The sequence below is a fragment of the Patulibacter ginsengiterrae genome (assembly GCF_056269115.1).
In genome coordinates this window covers 20,621-38,485 of the sequence record NZ_JBWDOG010000007.1, presented here as the reverse complement: position 1 = coordinate 38,485, position 17,865 = coordinate 20,621, and the positions used below count along the sequence as shown (strand labels likewise).

At 74.0% G+C, this 17,865-nt stretch carries 16 protein-coding genes; 4 read left to right on the top strand and 12 right to left on the bottom strand.

Annotated features, from left to right (window positions below):
- Positions 1-69: 69 nt before the first annotated feature.
- The 6 genes from ACVUH9_RS11620 to ACVUH9_RS11595 all read right to left on the bottom strand — a co-directional run bounded on the left by ACVUH9_RS11620 (position 70) and on the right by ACVUH9_RS11595 (position 6,795).
- Positions 70-1,131, bottom strand: coding sequence for an ABC transporter permease (locus ACVUH9_RS11620; protein WP_475757031.1), 1,062 nt, complete (start codon positions 1,129-1,131; stop codon positions 70-72).
- A 177-nt stretch (positions 1,132-1,308) separates the two neighbouring features.
- Positions 1,309-2,082 (bottom strand): SDR family NAD(P)-dependent oxidoreductase, encoded by a 774-nt coding sequence (locus ACVUH9_RS11615; RefSeq protein ID WP_475757030.1) that lies wholly within the window; start codon positions 2,080-2,082, stop codon positions 1,309-1,311.
- A gap of 130 nt (positions 2,083-2,212) precedes the next feature.
- Positions 2,213-3,223 carry an alpha-ketoacid dehydrogenase subunit beta gene (locus tag ACVUH9_RS11610; RefSeq protein WP_475757028.1) on the bottom strand — a complete coding sequence of 337 codons (1,011 nt, stop codon included), beginning with the start codon at positions 3,221-3,223 and terminating at the stop codon, positions 2,213-2,215.
- Complete coding sequence (locus ACVUH9_RS11605) at positions 3,216-4,187, bottom strand: thiamine pyrophosphate-dependent dehydrogenase E1 component subunit alpha (RefSeq protein ID WP_475757026.1); 972 nt, start codon at positions 4,185-4,187, stop codon at positions 3,216-3,218. The genes ACVUH9_RS11610 and ACVUH9_RS11605 overlap by 8 nt, the downstream gene beginning before the upstream one ends.
- Entirely contained in the window at positions 4,184-5,854 is a 1,671-nt protein-coding gene (locus tag ACVUH9_RS11600) for an AMP-binding protein (protein WP_475757024.1), read from the bottom strand. The genes ACVUH9_RS11605 and ACVUH9_RS11600 overlap by 4 nt, the downstream gene beginning before the upstream one ends.
- A gap of 8 nt (positions 5,855-5,862) precedes the next feature.
- Positions 5,863-6,795: an alpha/beta hydrolase gene (locus ACVUH9_RS11595; protein WP_475757023.1), complete on the bottom strand. Its 933-nt coding sequence runs from the start codon at positions 6,793-6,795 to the stop codon at positions 5,863-5,865.
- 237 nt (positions 6,796-7,032) lie between these two features.
- Between ACVUH9_RS11595 and ACVUH9_RS11590 the strand changes: the two genes are divergently transcribed.
- Positions 7,033-8,280, top strand: a complete 1,248-nt coding sequence (locus ACVUH9_RS11590; RefSeq protein ID WP_475757021.1) for a dihydrolipoamide acetyltransferase family protein — start codon at positions 7,033-7,035, stop codon at positions 8,278-8,280.
- Here ACVUH9_RS11590 and mnhG read toward each other — a convergent pair.
- Genes mnhG through ACVUH9_RS11560 form a run of 6 tightly spaced genes read right to left on the bottom strand, consistent with a single transcriptional unit; the run spans position 8,263 to position 14,783 of the window.
- Positions 8,263-8,688 (bottom strand): monovalent cation/H(+) antiporter subunit G, encoded by a 426-nt coding sequence (mnhG, locus tag ACVUH9_RS11585; protein ID WP_475757020.1) that lies wholly within the window; start codon positions 8,686-8,688, stop codon positions 8,263-8,265. The two genes, ACVUH9_RS11590 and mnhG, sit on opposite strands and share 18 nt — an antisense overlap.
- The gene (locus tag ACVUH9_RS11580; protein WP_475757018.1) at positions 8,685-9,092 is read right to left on the bottom strand and encodes an MrpF/PhaF family protein; all 408 of its coding nucleotides are present in this window, start codon (positions 9,090-9,092) and stop codon (positions 8,685-8,687) included. The genes mnhG and ACVUH9_RS11580 overlap by 4 nt, the downstream gene beginning before the upstream one ends.
- Positions 9,089-9,664 (bottom strand): Na+/H+ antiporter subunit E, encoded by a 576-nt coding sequence (locus ACVUH9_RS11575; RefSeq protein WP_475757016.1) that lies wholly within the window; start codon positions 9,662-9,664, stop codon positions 9,089-9,091. The genes ACVUH9_RS11580 and ACVUH9_RS11575 overlap by 4 nt, the downstream gene beginning before the upstream one ends.
- A complete protein-coding gene (locus ACVUH9_RS11570; RefSeq protein ID WP_475757014.1) occupies positions 9,665-11,293 on the bottom strand; it encodes a Na+/H+ antiporter subunit D in 1,629 nt (542 codons plus the stop codon).
- Positions 11,293-11,787, bottom strand: coding sequence for a Na(+)/H(+) antiporter subunit C (locus ACVUH9_RS11565; protein ID WP_475757012.1), 495 nt, complete (start codon positions 11,785-11,787; stop codon positions 11,293-11,295). The genes ACVUH9_RS11570 and ACVUH9_RS11565 overlap by 1 nt, the downstream gene beginning before the upstream one ends.
- On the bottom strand, positions 11,784-14,783 hold the full coding sequence (locus ACVUH9_RS11560) for a Na+/H+ antiporter subunit A (RefSeq protein WP_475757011.1): 3,000 nt from the start codon (positions 14,781-14,783) through the stop codon (positions 11,784-11,786). Before ACVUH9_RS11560 ends, ACVUH9_RS11565 begins: the two co-directional genes overlap by 4 nt.
- 152 nt (positions 14,784-14,935) lie before the next feature.
- On the opposite strand from ACVUH9_RS11560, the gene ACVUH9_RS11555 reads away from it, so the two are divergent.
- From ACVUH9_RS11555 to ACVUH9_RS11545, 3 genes are all read left to right on the top strand, one after another.
- Entirely contained in the window at positions 14,936-15,751 is an 816-nt protein-coding gene (locus ACVUH9_RS11555) for an MOSC domain-containing protein (protein WP_475757009.1), read from the top strand.
- Positions 15,752-15,898: 147 nt separating this feature from the next.
- On the top strand, positions 15,899-16,564 hold the full coding sequence (locus tag ACVUH9_RS11550; RefSeq protein WP_475757007.1) for a TetR/AcrR family transcriptional regulator: 666 nt from the start codon (positions 15,899-15,901) through the stop codon (positions 16,562-16,564).
- 61 nt (positions 16,565-16,625) lie between these two features.
- Positions 16,626-17,825, top strand: a complete 1,200-nt coding sequence (locus ACVUH9_RS11545) for an MFS transporter (RefSeq protein WP_475757005.1) — start codon at positions 16,626-16,628, stop codon at positions 17,823-17,825.
- Positions 17,826-17,865: the final 40 nt, after the last annotated feature.

Here is a 17,865-nt window from a genome sequence, read left to right as displayed (position 1 = left end):
GTGTGGTGCGACACCCGAACGGGCGCCGTGCGGGCCGGAGCCGCGATCGCGGCCGGCCCCCGTCGTCGGTCAGCCGGAGCCGGCCGCCGTGGCGCCCCGTCCGCGGTCGCCGATGGCGCCGAGGCGGGCCGCGACCGCGGGCCAGTTCACGCTGTAGACGCCGATCCCGACCGCCAGCGCGACGGCCTGGACGAGGTTCTGGACCGCGCTGCTGGCGCCGGTGGCGAGCACGAACTGGTCGAGCTGGGTCAGGAACAGCGCGGCGACCGCGGTCGCCGCGACGCTGCCGACCCCGCCCAGCAGCGAGGTCCCGCCGAGCACGACCGCGGCGACCGTCGGCAGCAGGTAGGTGTCGCCCGAGGTGATGCTCGGGGTGGTGACGACGCCGGCCAGCAGGATCGCGGCGCAGCAGTAGAGCAGGCTCGCCCCGACGTAGGCGCCGAGTTGGTAGCGGAGCGGGTCGATGCCGGCCGCCCGGGCGGCGGGCGCGCTCGCCCCGACCGCCTCGTAGCGGCGGCCGATCGTCGTCCGCTTGATCACGAACGAGACGCCGAGCATCACCAGCACCGCGATCACGATCGTGGTCGGGATCCCGAGCACGTGGCCGTTGGCGAACCCGTGCAGCGCCTCGGTGGTGGTCGTCGGCGAGCCCTTCGAGATCTGGACGATCGCGCCGAGCAGCAGCGCGTTGACGCCGAGCGTGGTGACGATCGGCGTGATCCCCAGCCGCGTGATCAGCAGGCCCGAGAGCAGGCCGGTCGCGGCCGCGACGACGAACGCCAGCACGATCGCCCCGAAGAGCTTGCTGCCGTCGCCGTTCGGCCCGTGGGTGACGAGCACCACGACCAGCGACATGATCCCCGGGACCGAGAGGTCGATCCCGCGCTGCTGGATCACCAGCGTCTGGCCCATCGCCGCGATCGCCAGGACCGCGGCGAACGGCAGCATCCCCTGCAGCACGCTGCCGCGGACGCTGTCGGGCTGGACCACCAGGCTGATCGCGAAGAGCGCGACGGTGGCGAGGGCGATGATCGCCCAGGCGGGGCGCCCGCCGGCCCACGGCCAGCGGCGGCGCGACGGCGCGACGGGCCCGTCGGGCGGCGTTCCGGGTGAGGTGGAGAGCTCGTTCATGGCGTGTGGTGACGACGGTTCGGGGGGCTTCGCGTGCCCCCGGCCGGGGGCGGTTCGGGCGGTCCCGGCCTGATGTCGTGCGTCAGGCTAGATCGCCGCCCACCCCCGGGGCACCCTCCGAACGGAGGTTTCCGCCGGGGGCCAGCGAGACGCGGGCGGGTGTCGGTCGAACCAGGCTCAGGAGAGGGTCCAGCCCCCGTCGACGAGGACCGGCGTGCCGTGGATGAACGACGCCTCGTCGCTGGCCAGGAAGAGCGCCGCTGCCGCGACCTCGTCGGGCTCGCCCCAGCGGCCGGCGGGGGTCGCGGCGATCGCCGCCTCGACGTGCTCGTTCGCCTGCTCGGGCGTCCGCAGCTCGGTCGTCATCCCGGTCGCGACCGCCCCGGGGCAGATCGCGTTGACGCGGATCCCGTGGCGGCCGTAGTCGAACGCGAGCTGGCGGGTCAGGCCGAGCAGTCCGTGCTTGGAGGTGGTGTAGGCGGCCCCGCCCCCGCCGCCGACGAAAGCGGCGATCGAGCAGGTGTTGACGATCGCCCCCGAGCCCTGCGCGAGCATCGTCGGCACGACCGCGCGGGCGAGCAGGAACGGGCCGCTGAGGTTGACCGCCAGCGTCCGGCTCCAGAGCTCCCACGACGCCTCGTGGGCGGGGACGTAGTCGTCGAGGATCCCGGCGTTGTTGCAGAGGATGTCGATCCGGCCGCGGCCGGCCACGTGGGCGACCATCGCCGCCACGGCCTCGGCGTCGGTCACGTCGAGCGTGACCGGCCGAACCCGATCGGCGAGCGGCGCGGCGGTCGCCTCGACCCGCTCGCGGTCGACGTCGACCGCGACCACCTCCGCGCCCTCGGCGTGGAAGCCGCGGACCATCGCCGCCCCCATCCCGGAGCCGGCGCCGGTCACGATCGCGACCCGCCCCTCGAACCGCGGTGCCCTGCTCGTCGTCTCGCTCATGGCGCGACGCTACGGGCGGTCGGCGGGTCGCCGGCACCTCCGAACGGAGGTCGTTCCGCGGGGAAAAACGGTGCGCTCACGCTGGGCGCCTGGTGAGCGCCACGCTCGCCGGGACGATCTGGGCGGCGACTCACTCCTCCAGCAGGCCGCGGACCGCCGCCGCGATCGCCTCGGGTCCGGGCAGCGCCAGCGCCTCGAGCGGCGGGCTGTACGGGGTCGGGGCGGCGACCGCGCCGAGCCGCCGGATTGGACCCTCGACCTCGTAGAGCAGACGCTCGCTCAGCCGGGTGACGATCTCGGCCCCGGGGCCGAAGTCCGACGTCGCCTCGTGGACCACGAGCGCCCGGCCGGTCCGGCGGACGCTCCGCTCGAGCGTGTCGAAGTCGAGCGGGACCAGGGTCCGGAGATCGATCAGCTCCACGCCGACGTCGGCGAGCTGGTCGTCGCAGGCACGGGCGACCTCCTCGACCATCCGGCCCCAGGCGATCACCGTCACGTCCTCGCCGGGCCGCACGATCCGGGCCCGCCCCGGCGGCAGCGACTCCCACGGACCGTCGGCGGCGCGCCGGTTGTAGAGCCGCCGGTTCTCGACGAAGACCACGGGGCCGTCGTCGCGGATCGCCGCCCGCAGCAGGTCGTGGACGTCGCGCGGGTCGGACGGCAGGAAGACCTTCAGGCCCGGCACGTGGGCGAGCATCCCCTCGAGGCTCTGCGAGTGCTGGGCGCCGCTGCTGCGCCCGCCGCCGGTCTGGGTCCGGAAGACGAGCGGGATCTTCGCGCCGCCGCCGGTCATGTAGCGGAGCTTCGCCGCCTGGTTGACGATCGGGTCGAGGCAGACGCTGACGAAGTCCATGTACATGATCTCCGCGATCGGCCGCAGCCCTGCCATCGCCGCGCCCACCGCCGCGCCGAGGACGCCGGCCTCGGCGATCGGGGTGTCGATCACCCGCTCGGCGCCGAACCGCTCGTGGAGGCCGCGGGTGGCGCCGAAGACACCCCCGCCCTCGCCGACGTCAACGCCGATCAGGACGACGTCGGGGTCGGCCTCCATCTCCGCGGCGATCGCCGTCCGGACGCCGTCGATGTAGCGTGGCGGTCGCGGGGCGGACGGGCGCTCGGGGGTTGCGGCGGCCTCAGGCATGGACGTCCTCCAGCAGGGTCTCGGCGGTCGGGTACGGGGCGGCGAGGCCGCGCTCGACGGCGCGGTCGATCTCGGCGTCGGCCTCGGCCCGGATCGTCGCGACCGCCGGGCCGTGGCCGGCGGCCTCGAGCGTCGCCGTCGCCCGCGTGATCGGGTCGCGCTCGCGCCAGCGCTCGAACTCGGCCTCGTCGCGGTAGGGCACCGCGTCGCCCTCGTAGTGACCGTGGACGCGGTAGGTCATCGCCTCGACCAGCGCCGGGCCCGCGCCGGCACGCGCGGCGGCGACCAGCGGCTCGGTCGTCGCCCGCACCAGCTCGACGTCGTTGCCGTCGATCCGCTCGGCGTGGTGCAGGCCGTAGCCGAGCGCCCGCTCGACCAGCGGCGCCCCGCGCCACATCGCCTCGGTGTCGGTGAACTCGGCGAAGCGGTTGTTCTCGATCACGAAGATCACGGGCGCCTCCCACAGCACCGCCAGCGTCAGCGCCTCGTGGAAGGCCCCGGAGTGGACGGTGCCCTCGCCGGCGAAGGCGACGGCGACCGCGTCGGTGCCACGGCGCTTGGCCGCCAGCGCGGCGCCGACGGCAATCGGCAGGCCGGCGGCGACGATCCCGTTGGCGCCGAGGATCCCGATCGACGGGTCGGCGATGTGCATCGATCCACCCTTGCCGCCGCAGGTCCCGGTGGCGCGGCCGAACAGCTCGGCCATCATCCCGTCCGGGTCGAGGCCCTTCGCCAGGCAGTGGCCGTGGCCGCGGTGGGTGGTGGTGATGAAGTCGTCGTCGCGGAGCGCCCCGCAGACGCCGGCGGCGATCGCCTCCTGCCCGATCGAGACGTGCACGAAGCCGGGGATCAGGCCCTCGCGGAAGTGGCGCGAGACGCGCTCCTCGAAGGCCCGGATCCGGGCCATCGTGCGCAGGTCGCCGAGCCGCTGCTCGTCGCCCGCGGCCGTGGTCTGCTCGCTCATCGCTGGGTCGGCTCCTCGCCGTCGTCGTCGGCGCGCAGGAGGCTGCGCAGCCGGTGCTTCTGGACCTTGCCGCTGGCGGTCTTGGGCAGCGCGGCGACCAGCTCGAGCCGCTCGGGCAGCTTCTGGTTGGCCAGCCGCCGCTCGCGCAGGAACGCGACCAGGTCCTCCAGCCGCAACCCGTCGGCGCCGACCACGAACGCGCACGCACGCTCCCCGAGGACGGGATCGGGCGCGCCGACGACCGCGACCTCGTCGACGCCGGGATGCTCGATCAGGAGGTCCTCGATCTCCTTGACGCTGAGGTTCTCGCCGCCGCGCACGATGATGTCCTTGATCCGGCCGGCGATCCGCATCCGGCCGTGCTCGTCGCGCTCGGCGAGGTCGCCGGTCCGGAACCAGCCGTCGGCGGTGAACGCCTTCGCGTCGAGCGTCGGGTCGAGGTAGCCGAGGCAGAGCTCGGGGCCGCGGACCTGCAGCTCGCCGCGCTCCCCGGGGGCGGCCGGCGCGCCGTCCTCGTCGAGGATCCGCAGCTCGGTCGGCGCGATCGCCGTGCCGTCGCTCCCGGCGTGCTGCTCGAGCGGGGCCGACGGCGCGCTGCCGGTGACGGTCGGGCACTCGGTCGAGCCGTAGACGCGGGTCGCGGTCATCGCGGTGCGCTCGTGGGCCAGGCGGATCAGGGCCGGCGGGATGTCGGCGCCGCCGCAGACGAAGACCCGCATCGAGCGGACGTCGTGGTCGGGCAGCTCGGGGGCGTGGACGATCCCGTGCAGGAACGGGGTCGCGCCGACGGTGAAGCTGCAGCGCTCGTCCTCGATCAGCCGCAGCGCGCGGCCGACGTCCCAGGCGTCCTGGAGCACGACCGGTGCGCCGACCAGGAACGGCAGCTGCATCCCGTAGAGCAGCCCGGTGATGTGGGTCACCGGCGAGGCCATCAGCACGACGTCGCGGTCGTCGACCGCGTAGAGCCCGATCATGCTGCGGCACTCGTGCAGCAGCGTGTCGTGGCTGTGGAGGACGCCCTTCGGGTCGGCCTCGGTGCCCGAGGTGTAGAGCAGCAGCGCCGGGTCGGAGGAGCGGCGCGCGACCGGCGTCGGCGCGCCACCGTCGGCGAACGCGTCGGCCCACGAGCGGGTATTCGGCCCGCCCTCCCCGACCGGCACGTCGTCCCCGACCACCAGCACGTGCTCGAGGTCGGGCAGCGTCGCGCGCAGGCCCTCGGCCATCGCCCGGTGGTCGAATCGCCGGAAGACGTCCGGGACGACGAGCACCCGCGAGCGCGCCTGGCGCAGCACGAAGCCGACCTCGCGCTCGCGGTAGATCGGCACGATCGGGTTGCTGACCGCGCCGATCCGCAACGCCGCGTGGTGGACGACGATCGCCTCCAGCCAGTTGGGGAGCTGGAACGAGACGACCTCGCCCGGCGCGACCCCGAGCCGCTGGAGGCCAGCCGCCGCGTGCTCGACGGCGCGGTCGAGGGTCGCGTAGTCCCAGCGCCGGTCGCGGTCGACGACCGCCAGCCGCTCGGGGTGGAGCCGCGCAGCGGCCCGCAGGGCGGCGTCGACCAGCTCCCCGTCCCAGAAGCCCTCGGCGACGTAGCGCGAGGCCTCCGGCGAGGGCCGGACGACGATCCGCCCGGCGTCGCCCGCCGATCGTGCCGAGACCGACACCGATCCGCTCAGGCGGCCACGGCCGGAACCGGGGCCATCAGGTGCTCGAGGAACCAGTCGGTCGCCGCCTGCGCCGCCTGCGCCAGCAGCGTGCGGTCGCTGTAGAGCGTCATGTGGGTCGAGTCGCCGACGACCACGAGCTTCTTGGTCGGCGTCGGGATCGCGTTGTAGGCCTCGATCTCGAGGTCCCAGAGGGTCAGGTCGTCGCGCTCGGCGACGACGACCAGGGTCGGCGTGTTCAGCAGCCGTGGCAGGAACGGGTCGATGCTGTAGCTCATCAGCAGCTCGGCCGACTCGATCGTCGAGCGGTTCTCGTAGGCGGGCGCGTCGCTGACCTTGAGCTGCTTGAAGGTCTCGTAGGTCTCCGCGAACGGCCACGAGGAGACCTCGGTGGTCGGGTCGGCGGCGGCGTGCGGGAGGAACCCGTCCTCGCCGCTGGCGAACCGGCGGCGGCGGTCGTCGATCAGCAGCTGCTCGAAGGCCCGGAAGCCGATCGTGCCGTGCACGCGGCGCATGTTGCGGTAGCCGTCGACGACCGGGATCTGCGAGGCGATGCACTTCACCCGCGGGTCGGTCGCCCCGACGATCAGCACGTGGCCGCCGCTGTACGAGAGGCCCCAGGCGCCGATCCGATCGCTGTCGACCTCGTCCAGCGTCTCGGCGTAGGAGATCGCGTTCTTGTAGTCCTCGACCTGCCAGGCGGGATCGATGTGCTGCCGGCGGGTGCCGTCGCTCGAGCCGAAGTTGCGGTAGTCGAACAGCAGCGCGGCGAACCCGGCCGCCGCGAACATCTCCGCGTAGGCGGGCTGCACCAGCTCCTTGACGTAGCACCAGCCGCCGGCCATGACGATCGTCGGGAACGGTCCGTCGCCTTGGTCGGGGGTGTAGAGCCAGCCGCGCACGGTGTCCTCGCCGCTGGTGAACTCCACGTCTCGTCTCACGTCGCCCTGCTCCTCGCTGCCGGCGCCGCGGTCTGGTCCGCGGCGCTCCGTTGGTCGTCTGGCCGGTGGGTCGACCACCAGCCGGCGACGAACGTATCCCCCGCCGACGGGGTCGCGAACCATCCGATCGGAGGTTGTTCGAGCGGCCCGTCGATCCGCCCGAACGGAGGTTGTGGGCAGGCGCTCCGGCGGGTCAGAATCGCCGCCCGATGCCCTCGGTCGATCCCCGGAGCGCCCATGCCTGATCTCGCCCTGCCCCGCCTGTCCGACACCATGGAGGAGGGCACGATCGTGGCCTGGCTGCGCAACGCGGGTGAGCAGATCGCGGTCGGCGAGGACCTGGTCGAGATCGAGACCGACAAGGCGACGATGACCTGCCAGGCGGAGCACGCCGGCACATTGACGATCCTGGCCGAGGCCGGCGAGACGCACCCCGTCGGCCACCCGATCGCCTGGATCGGCGACGGACCGCGGCCGGAGGCGGCGAACGGGTCCCCGGGGGCCGCGCCGGCATCCCCCATTGCCACGCCGGTGGCCCGCGGCGAGCAGACGGCGGCCGCCGACGGCGGCGACCCTTCGCCGGTGCGGGCCTCCCCCGTCGCCCGCCGGATGGCCCGGCGGATGCAGATCGACCTCGCCGCCGTCGCCGGGTCGGGCCCCCGCGGCCGGGTCCTGAAGGCCGACGTCGAGGCGCACGCCGCCCCGACCGACGGACTCCCGACCGCCGCGACGGCGTCCCCCGCGACCACGGCGACGGCGGCCTCCGCGGCCGCGATCGAGACCGCCGACCGCGGGGCGACCACGCTCGAGCCGCTGACCGGGATCCAGCGGACGATCGCGCGGCGGATGACCGAGGCGAAGACCACCGCCCCCGAGTTCGTGCTCGGCGTCGACGTCGACATGACCGAGGCGGTCGCGCTCCGCGAGGCGCTGAAGCGGACCGGCGGCGACGACCCGATCCCGTCGTTCAACGACTTCGTCGTCCGCGCCTGCGCGCTGGCCCTGCGCGAGTTCCCGCGGGCCAACGGCGCCTACGGCGACGACGGCTTCCGCCTCTTCGAGCGCGTCAACGTCGGCGTCGCGGTGGCCGCCGACGACGCGCTGGTCGTGCCGACGGTCTTCGACGCCGACCGCAAGGCGCTGGGGCGGATCGCGGCGGAGACCCGCGCGCTCGCCGGCCGCGTCCGCGACGGCAGCATCGCGCCGGCCGAGCTGTCGGGCGGGACCTTCACGGTCTCGAACCTGGGCATGCTCGGGATCGACCGCTTCGTCGCCGTCCTCAACCCGCCGCAGGCGGCGATCCTCGCTGTCGGCCGGATGACGACCCAGCCGGTCTGGGACGCCGACCAGGAGCGGTTCGCGCCGCGGTCGCTGCTGAGCCTCAGCCTGACCTGCGACCACCGGATCCTCTACGGCGCCGACGCCGCGCGCTTCCTCGGCCGGGTCCGCGAGCGGCTTGAGGCGCCGCTACGACTCGCGCTCTGAGGGCGGCGCCTGCCGGTCCGCGGTCGGCGCCTGCCGGTCCGGCTCGGGCGGGTCGACCGAGCCGGCCTGGGCCTCGTCGAGCCGATCGCTCAGCTCGTCGATCAGCAGCAGGTCCTTGCGGACGCGACGGGTCCGGTACGCGGCGCGCCCGATCATGTGGGCGGCGACGGGCGCCGTCGTCAGCTGGAAGACGGCGACCAGCACCAGCGTGGTGATGTCGATCCCCGTCTGCAGCCGCAGCCCGACGCCGGTCAGGATCAGCAGCAGCCCGAGCACCTGCGGCTTCGAGGCCGCGTGCATCCGGCTGAGGACGTCGGGGAAGCGGAGCACGCCGATCCCCGCCGCCAGCGAGAGCGAGGCGCCGCTGATCAGGCAGATCGCGGCGAGCACGTCGGTCACGGAGCTCATCTCGGTCGGGCCTCCCCGTCGTCGGTCGGCGTCCGCGGCGCGGTCGGCTCGGACCCGCGATCGGCCGGATCCCCGGGCGTGGCGCCGGCCAGCTGCTCGGCCGGCAACCCGCCGACCCCGCCCCCGGTGCCCTCGCCCGGGGGCGCGTCGGCCTCGCCCGCGGCGAACCGCGCGACCGCGACCGAGCCGACGAAGCCGAGCAGCGCGAGCACCGCCAGCACCGCCAGCGTCGTCCCGTGACGGTTGTAGGCCGCCTCCAGCCCGATCGCCCCGATCAGGCAGGAGAGCAGCACGTCCATCGCCACCATCCGGTCGAGCGCCGACGGACCGCGCACGATCCGGGTCAGGGCGAGGAAGGTCGCGACGACGAGCATCACCGAGGCGATCCAGACGACGACGGTCACCGTGCGTTCCCCCGTTCCAGCGCTTCGCGGTCGGCGGGCGAGCCGAACGCGCGGATCAGCCGTGCCTCCGTGTCCAGCGCCCGCCGCCGCTCGGTCTCGACCTGCTCGAGGTCGCGGACGCCGATCACGTGCAGGTAGAGGATCGAGGACGAGCGATCGACCTCGACCACGAGGCTGCCGGGGACCAGCGACAGGACCTCGGCGACCAGCGTCAGCATCAGGTCCGAGCGGGTGTGGAGGCCGACCCCGATCACCGCCGACTGCGGCTCGCGACCGGGCCGGATCGCCAGCCACGCGACCTGGACGCTGGCCAGGATCACGTCACCGAGGAACCGCAGCCCGAAGGCGATCGACGGCAGCAGCCGCGGGCGCCCCTGGATCGCGATCGTCGGCAGCGGGAACATCGCCATCACGATCCCGGCGACGACCAGCCCCGAGGCGACCAGACCGAGCGAGAGCCGGCCCCACAGCAGCAGCCACAGGATGACCAGCCAGATCGCGGTCAGCGGCGGGAGGATCCAGGCCCCGGCGTGGCGGGCCCGGCGACGGACGCGGCGGATGGGCGTCGGCATCTAGCGCCCCCTCTCGGTGATCGCGGCACCGGCGGACCCGGGCGGGCCGGAGGCGGCGGGGCCCACGCCGAGGCCGACGGCGTCGACGTAGATCGAGCGGTCGTGGAGCTCGCCCGCGGCCCGCTCGCTGAGCGCGGTCATCGGCCCCGCGACGACCGTGAAGGCGAGCCCGAGCGCGACCAGCGCGGCGGTCGCGCCGATCATCAGCCGCGGCATCTTGCTGGTCTGCGCGATCGCGCCGCCACCGAGCGTGGCGCCGACGACCTCGTGCTCGTGCGGCGCGTCCGGCCCGCGCATCGCCACCCGCGGCGTCCGCCAGAACACGCGGCTCCAGACCTTGCCGACGGCGTAGAGGGTCAGCAGGCTGGTCGCCACGCTGCCGAAGACGAGCACCCAGGCGATCCAACTGCCGTCGGCGGCGCCGGCCTGGATCAGCGCGAGCTTGCCGAGGAAGCCGGAGAACGGTGGGATCCCGGCCAGGTTCATCGCCGGCAGGAAGAACAGGACCGCGACCAGCGGCGCGGTCTTCGCCAGCCCACCGACGCGCTCGGTCGAGGTGCTGCCGGCGAGTCGCTCGATCATCCCGCTGGTCAGGAAGAGGGTCGTCTGGATCGTGATGTGGTGGACCGCGTAGAAGACCGCGCCGGCCAACCCCAGCTGCGAGCCCAGCGCGACCCCGAAGACCATGTAGCCGATGTGGCTGACGAGCGTGAACGAGAGCATCCGCTTGACGTCGGTCTGGGCGACGGCGCCGAGGATCCCGACCACCATCGTCAGCAGCGCCAGCACCATCAGCACGTCGGCGACGCGCCCGTCCGGGAAGAGCAGGGTCTCGGTCCGGATCACCGCGTAGATCCCGACCTTGGTCAGCAGGCCGGCGAAGACCGCGGTGACCGGGGCGGGCGCGGTCGGATAGCTGTCCGGCAGCCACGCCGACATCGGGAAGACGGCGGCCTTGATCCCGAACGCCAGCAGCAGCGCCAGCTGGAGCACGAGCCGGATGTTCTCCGGCAGGTCGTCGAGCCGCCCCGACAGCTGGGCCATGTTGAGGGTGCCGGTCGCGCCGTAGACCAGGCCGATCGCGGCCAGGAACAGCAGCGAGGAGAGCAGGCTGACCACGACGTAGGTCGTGCCCGAGCGGATCCGCGAGGCGGTCCCGCCGAGCGTGATCAGCACGTAGCTCGAGACGAGCAGGATCTCGAAGCCGACGTAGAGGTTGAACAGGTCCCCGGCCAGGAACGCGTTCGAGATCCCCGCCGCCAGCACCAGGTAGGTCGGGTGGAAGACCGCCAGCGGCAGGCCTTCCTCGTCGTCCGCCGTGCCCTGGCCGTAGGAGTAGATGAGGACGCAGAGGGTGACCGCGGCGGAGATCGCCAGCATCAGCGCCGACAGCCGGTCGGCGACGAGCACGATCCCCAGCGGAGGCTTCCAGCCGCCCATCGCCGCGACCTGCGGGCCGTGGCGATCGGCCTCGAACAGCAGCACCACCGCGATCACCAGCACCGCCGAGAGCGTGGTCACGCTGATCGCACGGTTGAGTCGCGGCAGCCGGGTGCCGATCGCGAACTTGAAGCCGGCCGCGAGCAGCGGCAGGATCACGGGCAGCGGGACGAGCGCGGCGACCGACATCAGCGATCGCTCCCCGGGCCGGTGGTGACGCCACCCGCGTCGGGGGCGACGACGTCGCCGTCCTCGACCGCGTCGGCGTACGCCTCGGCCTCGGCGTCGGCCTCCGCGTCGGCGCCGGTGTCCTCCGGCTCCGCGGCGGCGTGCCGGCTCGCGACCTGGCGGTCCTCGACGTCGTCCTGGACCTCGTCGTTGCCCTGCAGCTGCCAGCTGCGGTAGGCCAGCGCGAGCAGGAACGCGGTCATCGCGAAGGTGATCACGATCGACGTCAGGATCATCACCTGGGGCAGCGGATCGCTCATGTCCTCCGGCTTGTTGGTCCCGAGGATCGGGGCCCGGCCGGCCCGGCCGCCCATCGTCAGGATCATCACGTTGATCCCGTTGCCGAGCAGGGTCGCGCCGAGCAGGACCCGGGTCAGGCTCCGCTCGAGCAGCAGCACGATGCCGCTGGCGACGAGCACGCCGACGAGGATCGCGAGGACGAGGCTGACGCTCACCGGGACACCTCGGTCTGCACGACCGCCGCCGCCGGGTCGCGGGCGACGGTCGGCGGGAGGTGCGCCTCCTCGTCGATCTGCCGGTCGATCTCGGAGCCGAAGCTGCGGAGCACGTCGAGCACGACCCCGACGACGACCAGGTAGACGCCGATGTCGAACAGCGTCGAGCTGTAGAGCTTGAGCGTGCCGAGCACCGGGATGTCGAAGTAGTGGGAGCCGCCCTGGAGGACCGCATCGCCGAGCAGCGCCCCGGCGAGGCCGGTGCCGGTGGCGATCACCAGGCCGATCCCGATCACCAGGCCGGCGCCGACCGGAGCGGCCTCGCCGAGCTCGTAGCGGCCGCCCGCCAGGTAGCGGATCGTCAGCGCGAGGCCCGCCACGATCCCGCCGGCGAAGCCACCGCCGGGCAGGTCGTGGCCGACCATCAGCAGGTAGACGCTGACGACCATCACCGTGTGGAAGATCAGGCGGACGACGACCTCGAGCATGATCGAGCGCCGCTCGGGAGCGAGCGTGTTCTCGGCGACCAGCCACTCCTGCGCCCGTCGCGCGCTGCCGACGCCGCCGGCCGGGTGCTGGACGACGCGCAGCAGCCCCGCCGGCGGGGTCTCGGGGTGCCGCACGCTGCCCTCGCCGATCTGCCAGACCGTCGGGGTCTCCTCGTCGTCGTCCAGCCGCGGCATCGCCCGGGTCCGGCGGCGCAGGAAGAGCAGGCTGGTGACGCCGGTCGCGGCCACCACCAGCACCGCGATCTCGCCCATCGTGTCCCAGGCGCGGAGGTCGACCAGCGTGACGTTGACGATGTTGTCGCCCCCGGCCAGCTTCGACGCGGCGGCCATCAGCTCGGAGATCGGGATCGCCTCGCGGGCACCGGCCGCGACGACGGTCAGGACCGCCATCAGCGTCCCGACGGTGATCCCGATCACCAGGTGCAGCCGGCGACGACCCCGCTGCGAGACCGTGCCGGTGAAGTGCGTCGGCAGCCGGCGCAGGACGAGCACCACGACGACCAGCGTCACCGTCTCGACCAGGAACTGGGTCAGCGCCAGGTCGGGCGCGCCGTGCAGCGCGAACAGGGTCGCGACCGCGTAGCCGACCGCGCCGGCCAGGATCACGGCCTTCAGACGGCGACGGGCGCGGAGCGTCAGGACGCTGGCGGCGACGATCAGGACCGCGAGGATCGGCTCGCCGGGCGAGTCCCAGAGGTAGAGACGGACGGTCCACGGCGCCCCGACCACCAGCGCGGTCGTCATCCCCGCGACGAGCACGCCGAGGATCGTCATCAGGTACACCGGCAGCGAGCCGGACTGGGTCACCCGGGCCGCCCGGACGGCGAGCCGCTCGGTCAGCGAGACCAGGCCGACGTAGCACTCGCGGGCGTCGCGGACGTGCTTCGGGCGCTCGGCCAGCGCGGTCGTCCGCCAACTGGGCGCGCGCAGCCCGCGGCGCTGGAGCAGGAGGATCCCGCCACCCCCGGCGAGCGCGAGCAGCGAGAGCCACAGCGGCAGGCCGAGCCCGTGCCAGGCGGCCAGGTGCTGCGGCGCACCGTCGCCGGGCAGGCTGTCGGCGTAGCGGGCGAGCAGCGGGTCGATCGCCGCGATCCCGATCCCGAGCACGAGCCCGCCGACGGCGAGCGCCAGCGGCGCCGCGTCGAACGCCAGCGAGGCCGGCCCCGCCTCCCGGCAGCGGCGGTCGGAGACGCCCTGCTTGACCGCGAACGCGCCCCACACGAAGCGTCCGGCGTAGGCGGCGGTCAGCGCGGCGCCGACCACGATCACGATCAGGGTCAGGGTGTCGACCGTGTCGCCGTGGGCCAGCCCCTCGAAGGCGGTCTCCTTGGCCGCGAAGCCGGCGAAGAGCGGGATCCCGGCCATCGAGGCGGCCGCCAGCGCGCCGGTCGCCGCCAGCCGGGGGCGCGAGCGGCCGAGGCCGGAGAGCACCCGCAGGTCACGGGTGCCGGTCGTCCGGTCGATGATCCCGACGACGAGGAACAGCGACGACTTGTAGAGCGCGTGGGCGATCAGCAGCGCGAGCCCCCCGAGCGCGACGGTCCGGGTGCCCTGGCCGACCAGCACCGTCAGCAGGCCGAGCTGGCTGACCGTGCCGTAGGCCAGCAGCAGCTTGAGGTCGGTCTGCCGGAGGGCGCGGACCGCCCCCAGCAGCATCGTGACCAGCCCGAGCACGAGGATCATCTCCCGCCACGGCGCGACCTCGGCGAACCCGGGCGCGAGCCGCGCCACCAGGTAGACGCCGGCCTTGACCATCGCCGCGGCGTGCAGGTACGCGCTGACCGGGGTCGGGGCCGCCATCGCCGCCGGCAGCCAGAAGTGGAACGGGACCAGGGCCGACTTCGAGAGCGCACCGACGAGCAGCAGCGCGACCCCGATCGAGACCGCGACCCCGTCGGGCGGATGGGCCACGATCTCGGAGATCCGGTACGTCCCCGCGGCCTGCCCGATCAGGACCGCACCGACCAGCATCGCGAGCCCGCCGAGGGTCGTCACGATCAGCGCGTCGAGCGCGGCCCGGCGGGCGCCGTCGCGGTCGCTGTGGTGCCCGATCAGCAGGAACGAGAGGACCGTCGTCAGCTCCCAGAAGACGTACAGGAGCAGCAGGTCGTCGGCCAGGACCAGCCCGATCATCGCCCCCGCGAAGGCGACCAGGACCCCCGCGAACCGCCCCAGCCCCTGCTCGCGAGCGGAGAAGTAGCGGGCGCAGTAGGCGAGCACCAGCGCACCGCCGCCCGCGGCGACGAACAGCAGCACCAGCGACAGCGGATCGAGCCGGAAGGCCAGCTCCAGCTGGAGCGTCGGCACCCACCGGTGGGTCGAGTCGACCGTGCTGCCGTGGGTCACGGCGCCGGTCTGGAGGGCGGCCCAGACGACCGCGCCGAGCGGCACCAGGGCCAGGAGCAGGAAGGCCCGTGGGCCGAGCCGGCGGACGAGCAGTGGCGCCAGCAGCGCCGCGACTCCGTGCGCGGCGAGGATGCCGATCACGAGGCGGCTCCACGGGCATGGCAGGGGCAGGTGCGGCGCGCGATGAGCCGTCGCTGTGGTGCCCGGACCAAGCGACCATGGTCGCAGATCGACACGGCCTCGCGGCCTGCGCGGGGACCGGGAACCGCTGCGCATCCGGGTACGCTCGACAGATGTCGTCCGTTCTCGGCACCGTCACCGGCCTGCACCGGTATCCCGTCAAGTCGATGCGCGGCGAGTCGCCGACCAGCGCCTGGATCGACGACGCCGGGCTCGACGGCGACCGGGCCTGGGCCCTGCTCGATCACCTGCGCAACTGGGCCGGCGCGAAGACCAACCGCGAGCGCTGGCGGCTCTTCGACGGGATCCTCGACCTGCGCGCCGAGACGGTCGGGGGAACGGGAGCGACCGAGGCCGGCCCCGGGAGCTCCGGCACCGTGGTGATCGGCCTACCCGACGGTCGGCGCGTCGTCGCGGGCACGCCGGAGGCCGACCGGGTGCTGTCGGACCACCTCGGCGAGGCGCTGCGGCTGGACCACGGCGACCGGGGGCACCGCTGGGGCCGCCACCACGACGGGGCCCCGCTGCACCTGGTGACGAGCGCTACTCTCGCCGCGCTCGCGGACCCGGACGGCGCCCCACTCGACCCGCTGCGGCTGCGTCCGAACCTCGTCGTCGACACTCCGACCGGGTTCCCCGACTTCGCCGAGGACCGCTGGCTCGACCAGCTGGTCCGGGTCGGCGGGGCCGTCCTGCGGGTCACCGAACGTACTGAGCGCTGCGTGATGACGACTCGGGCCCAGGGCGACGTGCTGGCGGCGGACCCGACCGTCCTGAAGCGGATCGGACGGGCCAACCGCGTCCGGGCCGGCGTCTACCTGACGACGGTGTCCCCGGGGCTCGTGAGCGTCGGCGATCGGCTGACGCTGGTCGAGGAGGCAGCGCGGACCGGTCAGGCCGTAGGTGGCGGCGAGCGGCTGACCCGCTGACCCTGGTCGAGGGCGGCGCGCGACCGTACGAGCTGCTGGCCGCGGCCTCCGCCGACCCGCTCGAGGGCCCGAGCCCGAGCGGCCCCGGGCGGCCGGGGACGGCAGGCAGGTGCGCCCCGCGACCGGCGTCGCTGGGATACTCGCCCGATGCCCGAGCCGGCCCGCACCCGCCTCACGCACGGCGAGCGCCGTGCCCTGATCCTCGATGCTGCCGCCCGGGTGATCGCCTCCCGCGGTCTCCACGCCTTCCGCCTCCAGGACGTCGCCGACGAGGCCGGCGTCTCGCAGGCGCTGGTCAGCACGCACTTCAAGTCGCGTGACGACCTGGTGATCCAGACCTTCGAGCGGGCCGACGTGCAGGCCCTCGACGGGGCGGCCGGGATCCTCGACGGCACCGCCGGTCGCGCCCGGATCGGCGCGCTTCCGGATGACCTCTCGTCGCCCGATCCCGCCGACAGCGGGCTCGCACGGATCCGGGAGTTCCTCCACCGGGCGACGATCGAGGAGACCCGCGAGGAGGGCCACGAGGGCCGTGAGCTGTGGCACCAGGTCTTCGCTCAGGCGCGCTTCTCGCCCGCGATCCGCGCCTCGGTGCGGACCCGCCAGACCGCCTGGATCGACCGGCTCGCCGACTACGTGCGCGCCGCCCAGGCCGACGGCAGCGTGACCGCGACGATCGACCCGGACCGGACCGCCCTGCTGCTGGTGACGGTGCTCGACGGCTTGACCCCGTCGCTGCGCTGCGACCTGATCGACGTCGATCAGGCGCGCGGCGTCGTCGACGACGCGATCCACGGCATCCTCGAGCCCTGATCGCGCCCGAGCCACGAACCCGGGCCACATAACTGATGGCCTGATCACTAATCTGCGTCTGGTGTCCGCCACCACGCTTCCGACCAGTCCGGCCGTCGCCGCACTCCGGACGCCGGGCGTGGCACGGCTGCTGCTGCTCTCCTTGCTGGCCCGTTCACCAATCACGGTGCTCGGCCTGCTGTTCCTGCTCCGCACCCGCGAGATGGGCGGCAGCTACGCGGTCGCCGGACTCGCGTCGGCCGCCGCCGGACTCGGGATGGCGATCGGCTCGCCGGTCCTCGGCCGGGCGATCGACCGCCACGGCCCGACCGGCGTCCTGCTGCTGACGGTCGCGGTCTCCAGCACGATGCTGATCGTCGGCGGCCTCCTGCCCAGCGCCACCCCCTCGCTGCTGCTGCTGCCGCTGGCGTTCGTGGGCGGCTTCTGCCAGCCGCCGGTCGCGCCCTGCCTGCGAACGCTGTTCGGCCAGATCGTCCCGGACCCGACGACCCGCCACGCCGCGCTCGCGGTCGAGGCGTCGGTCCAGGAGATGTCGTTCATGCTCGGGCCGCTGCTGTTCGTCAGCGTGCTCGCCGCCCACGACGCGCGACTGGGGATGGTCGCCGCCGGCGTCGCGCTGCTCGTGGCGACCACGATCTTCGCCCGCTCACGGGAGGCGCGCTCGATGCCGGCCACCGGCGTCCGCCGGGCCGCCGGAGCGGGCCCGCTCCGGTCGGTCGCGATCCGCGCGCTGCTGGCGATGTCGCTGGCGCTCGGCTTCATGTTCGGCGCCGCCGAGGTCGCGATCACCGCGACCGCCGAGCACAGCGGCCGCAGCGCCGCCCTCGGCCTGCTGCTCGCGGCCTACTGCGTCGGCAGCCTCGCCGCCGGCCTCTTCGCCGCCCACCACGGGACCGGCCCCCGCCCGCTTCGGCAGCTGGTGCTGCTGCTGATCGCCGCGACCGTCGGCCACGGCCTGCTCGCCGTCGCCCCTGGGCTGATCGCGCTCGGCGTGCTGCTGATCCTGGCCGGCGCGGCGGTCGCGCCGCTGTTCGCGATCACCTACTCGCTGTGCGGCCAGCTCGCCCCGAAGGGCACGCTGACCGAGGCCTTCACCTGGCTCAGCAGCGGGCTCTTCGCGGGCGCGGCGCTCGGCTCGGCGGGCGCCGGCGGCCTGATCAGCCTCTTCTCGCCCGAGCTGGCGTTCCTCGGCTCCTCGATCGCCGCCGGCCTCGCGACCGTGGTCGCGGTGCTCTCGATCTCGTCGCTGCGCGGCGACTAGCCGGCTGGTTCCACGGGGGACCCGTGGAGTCGACCGGCTC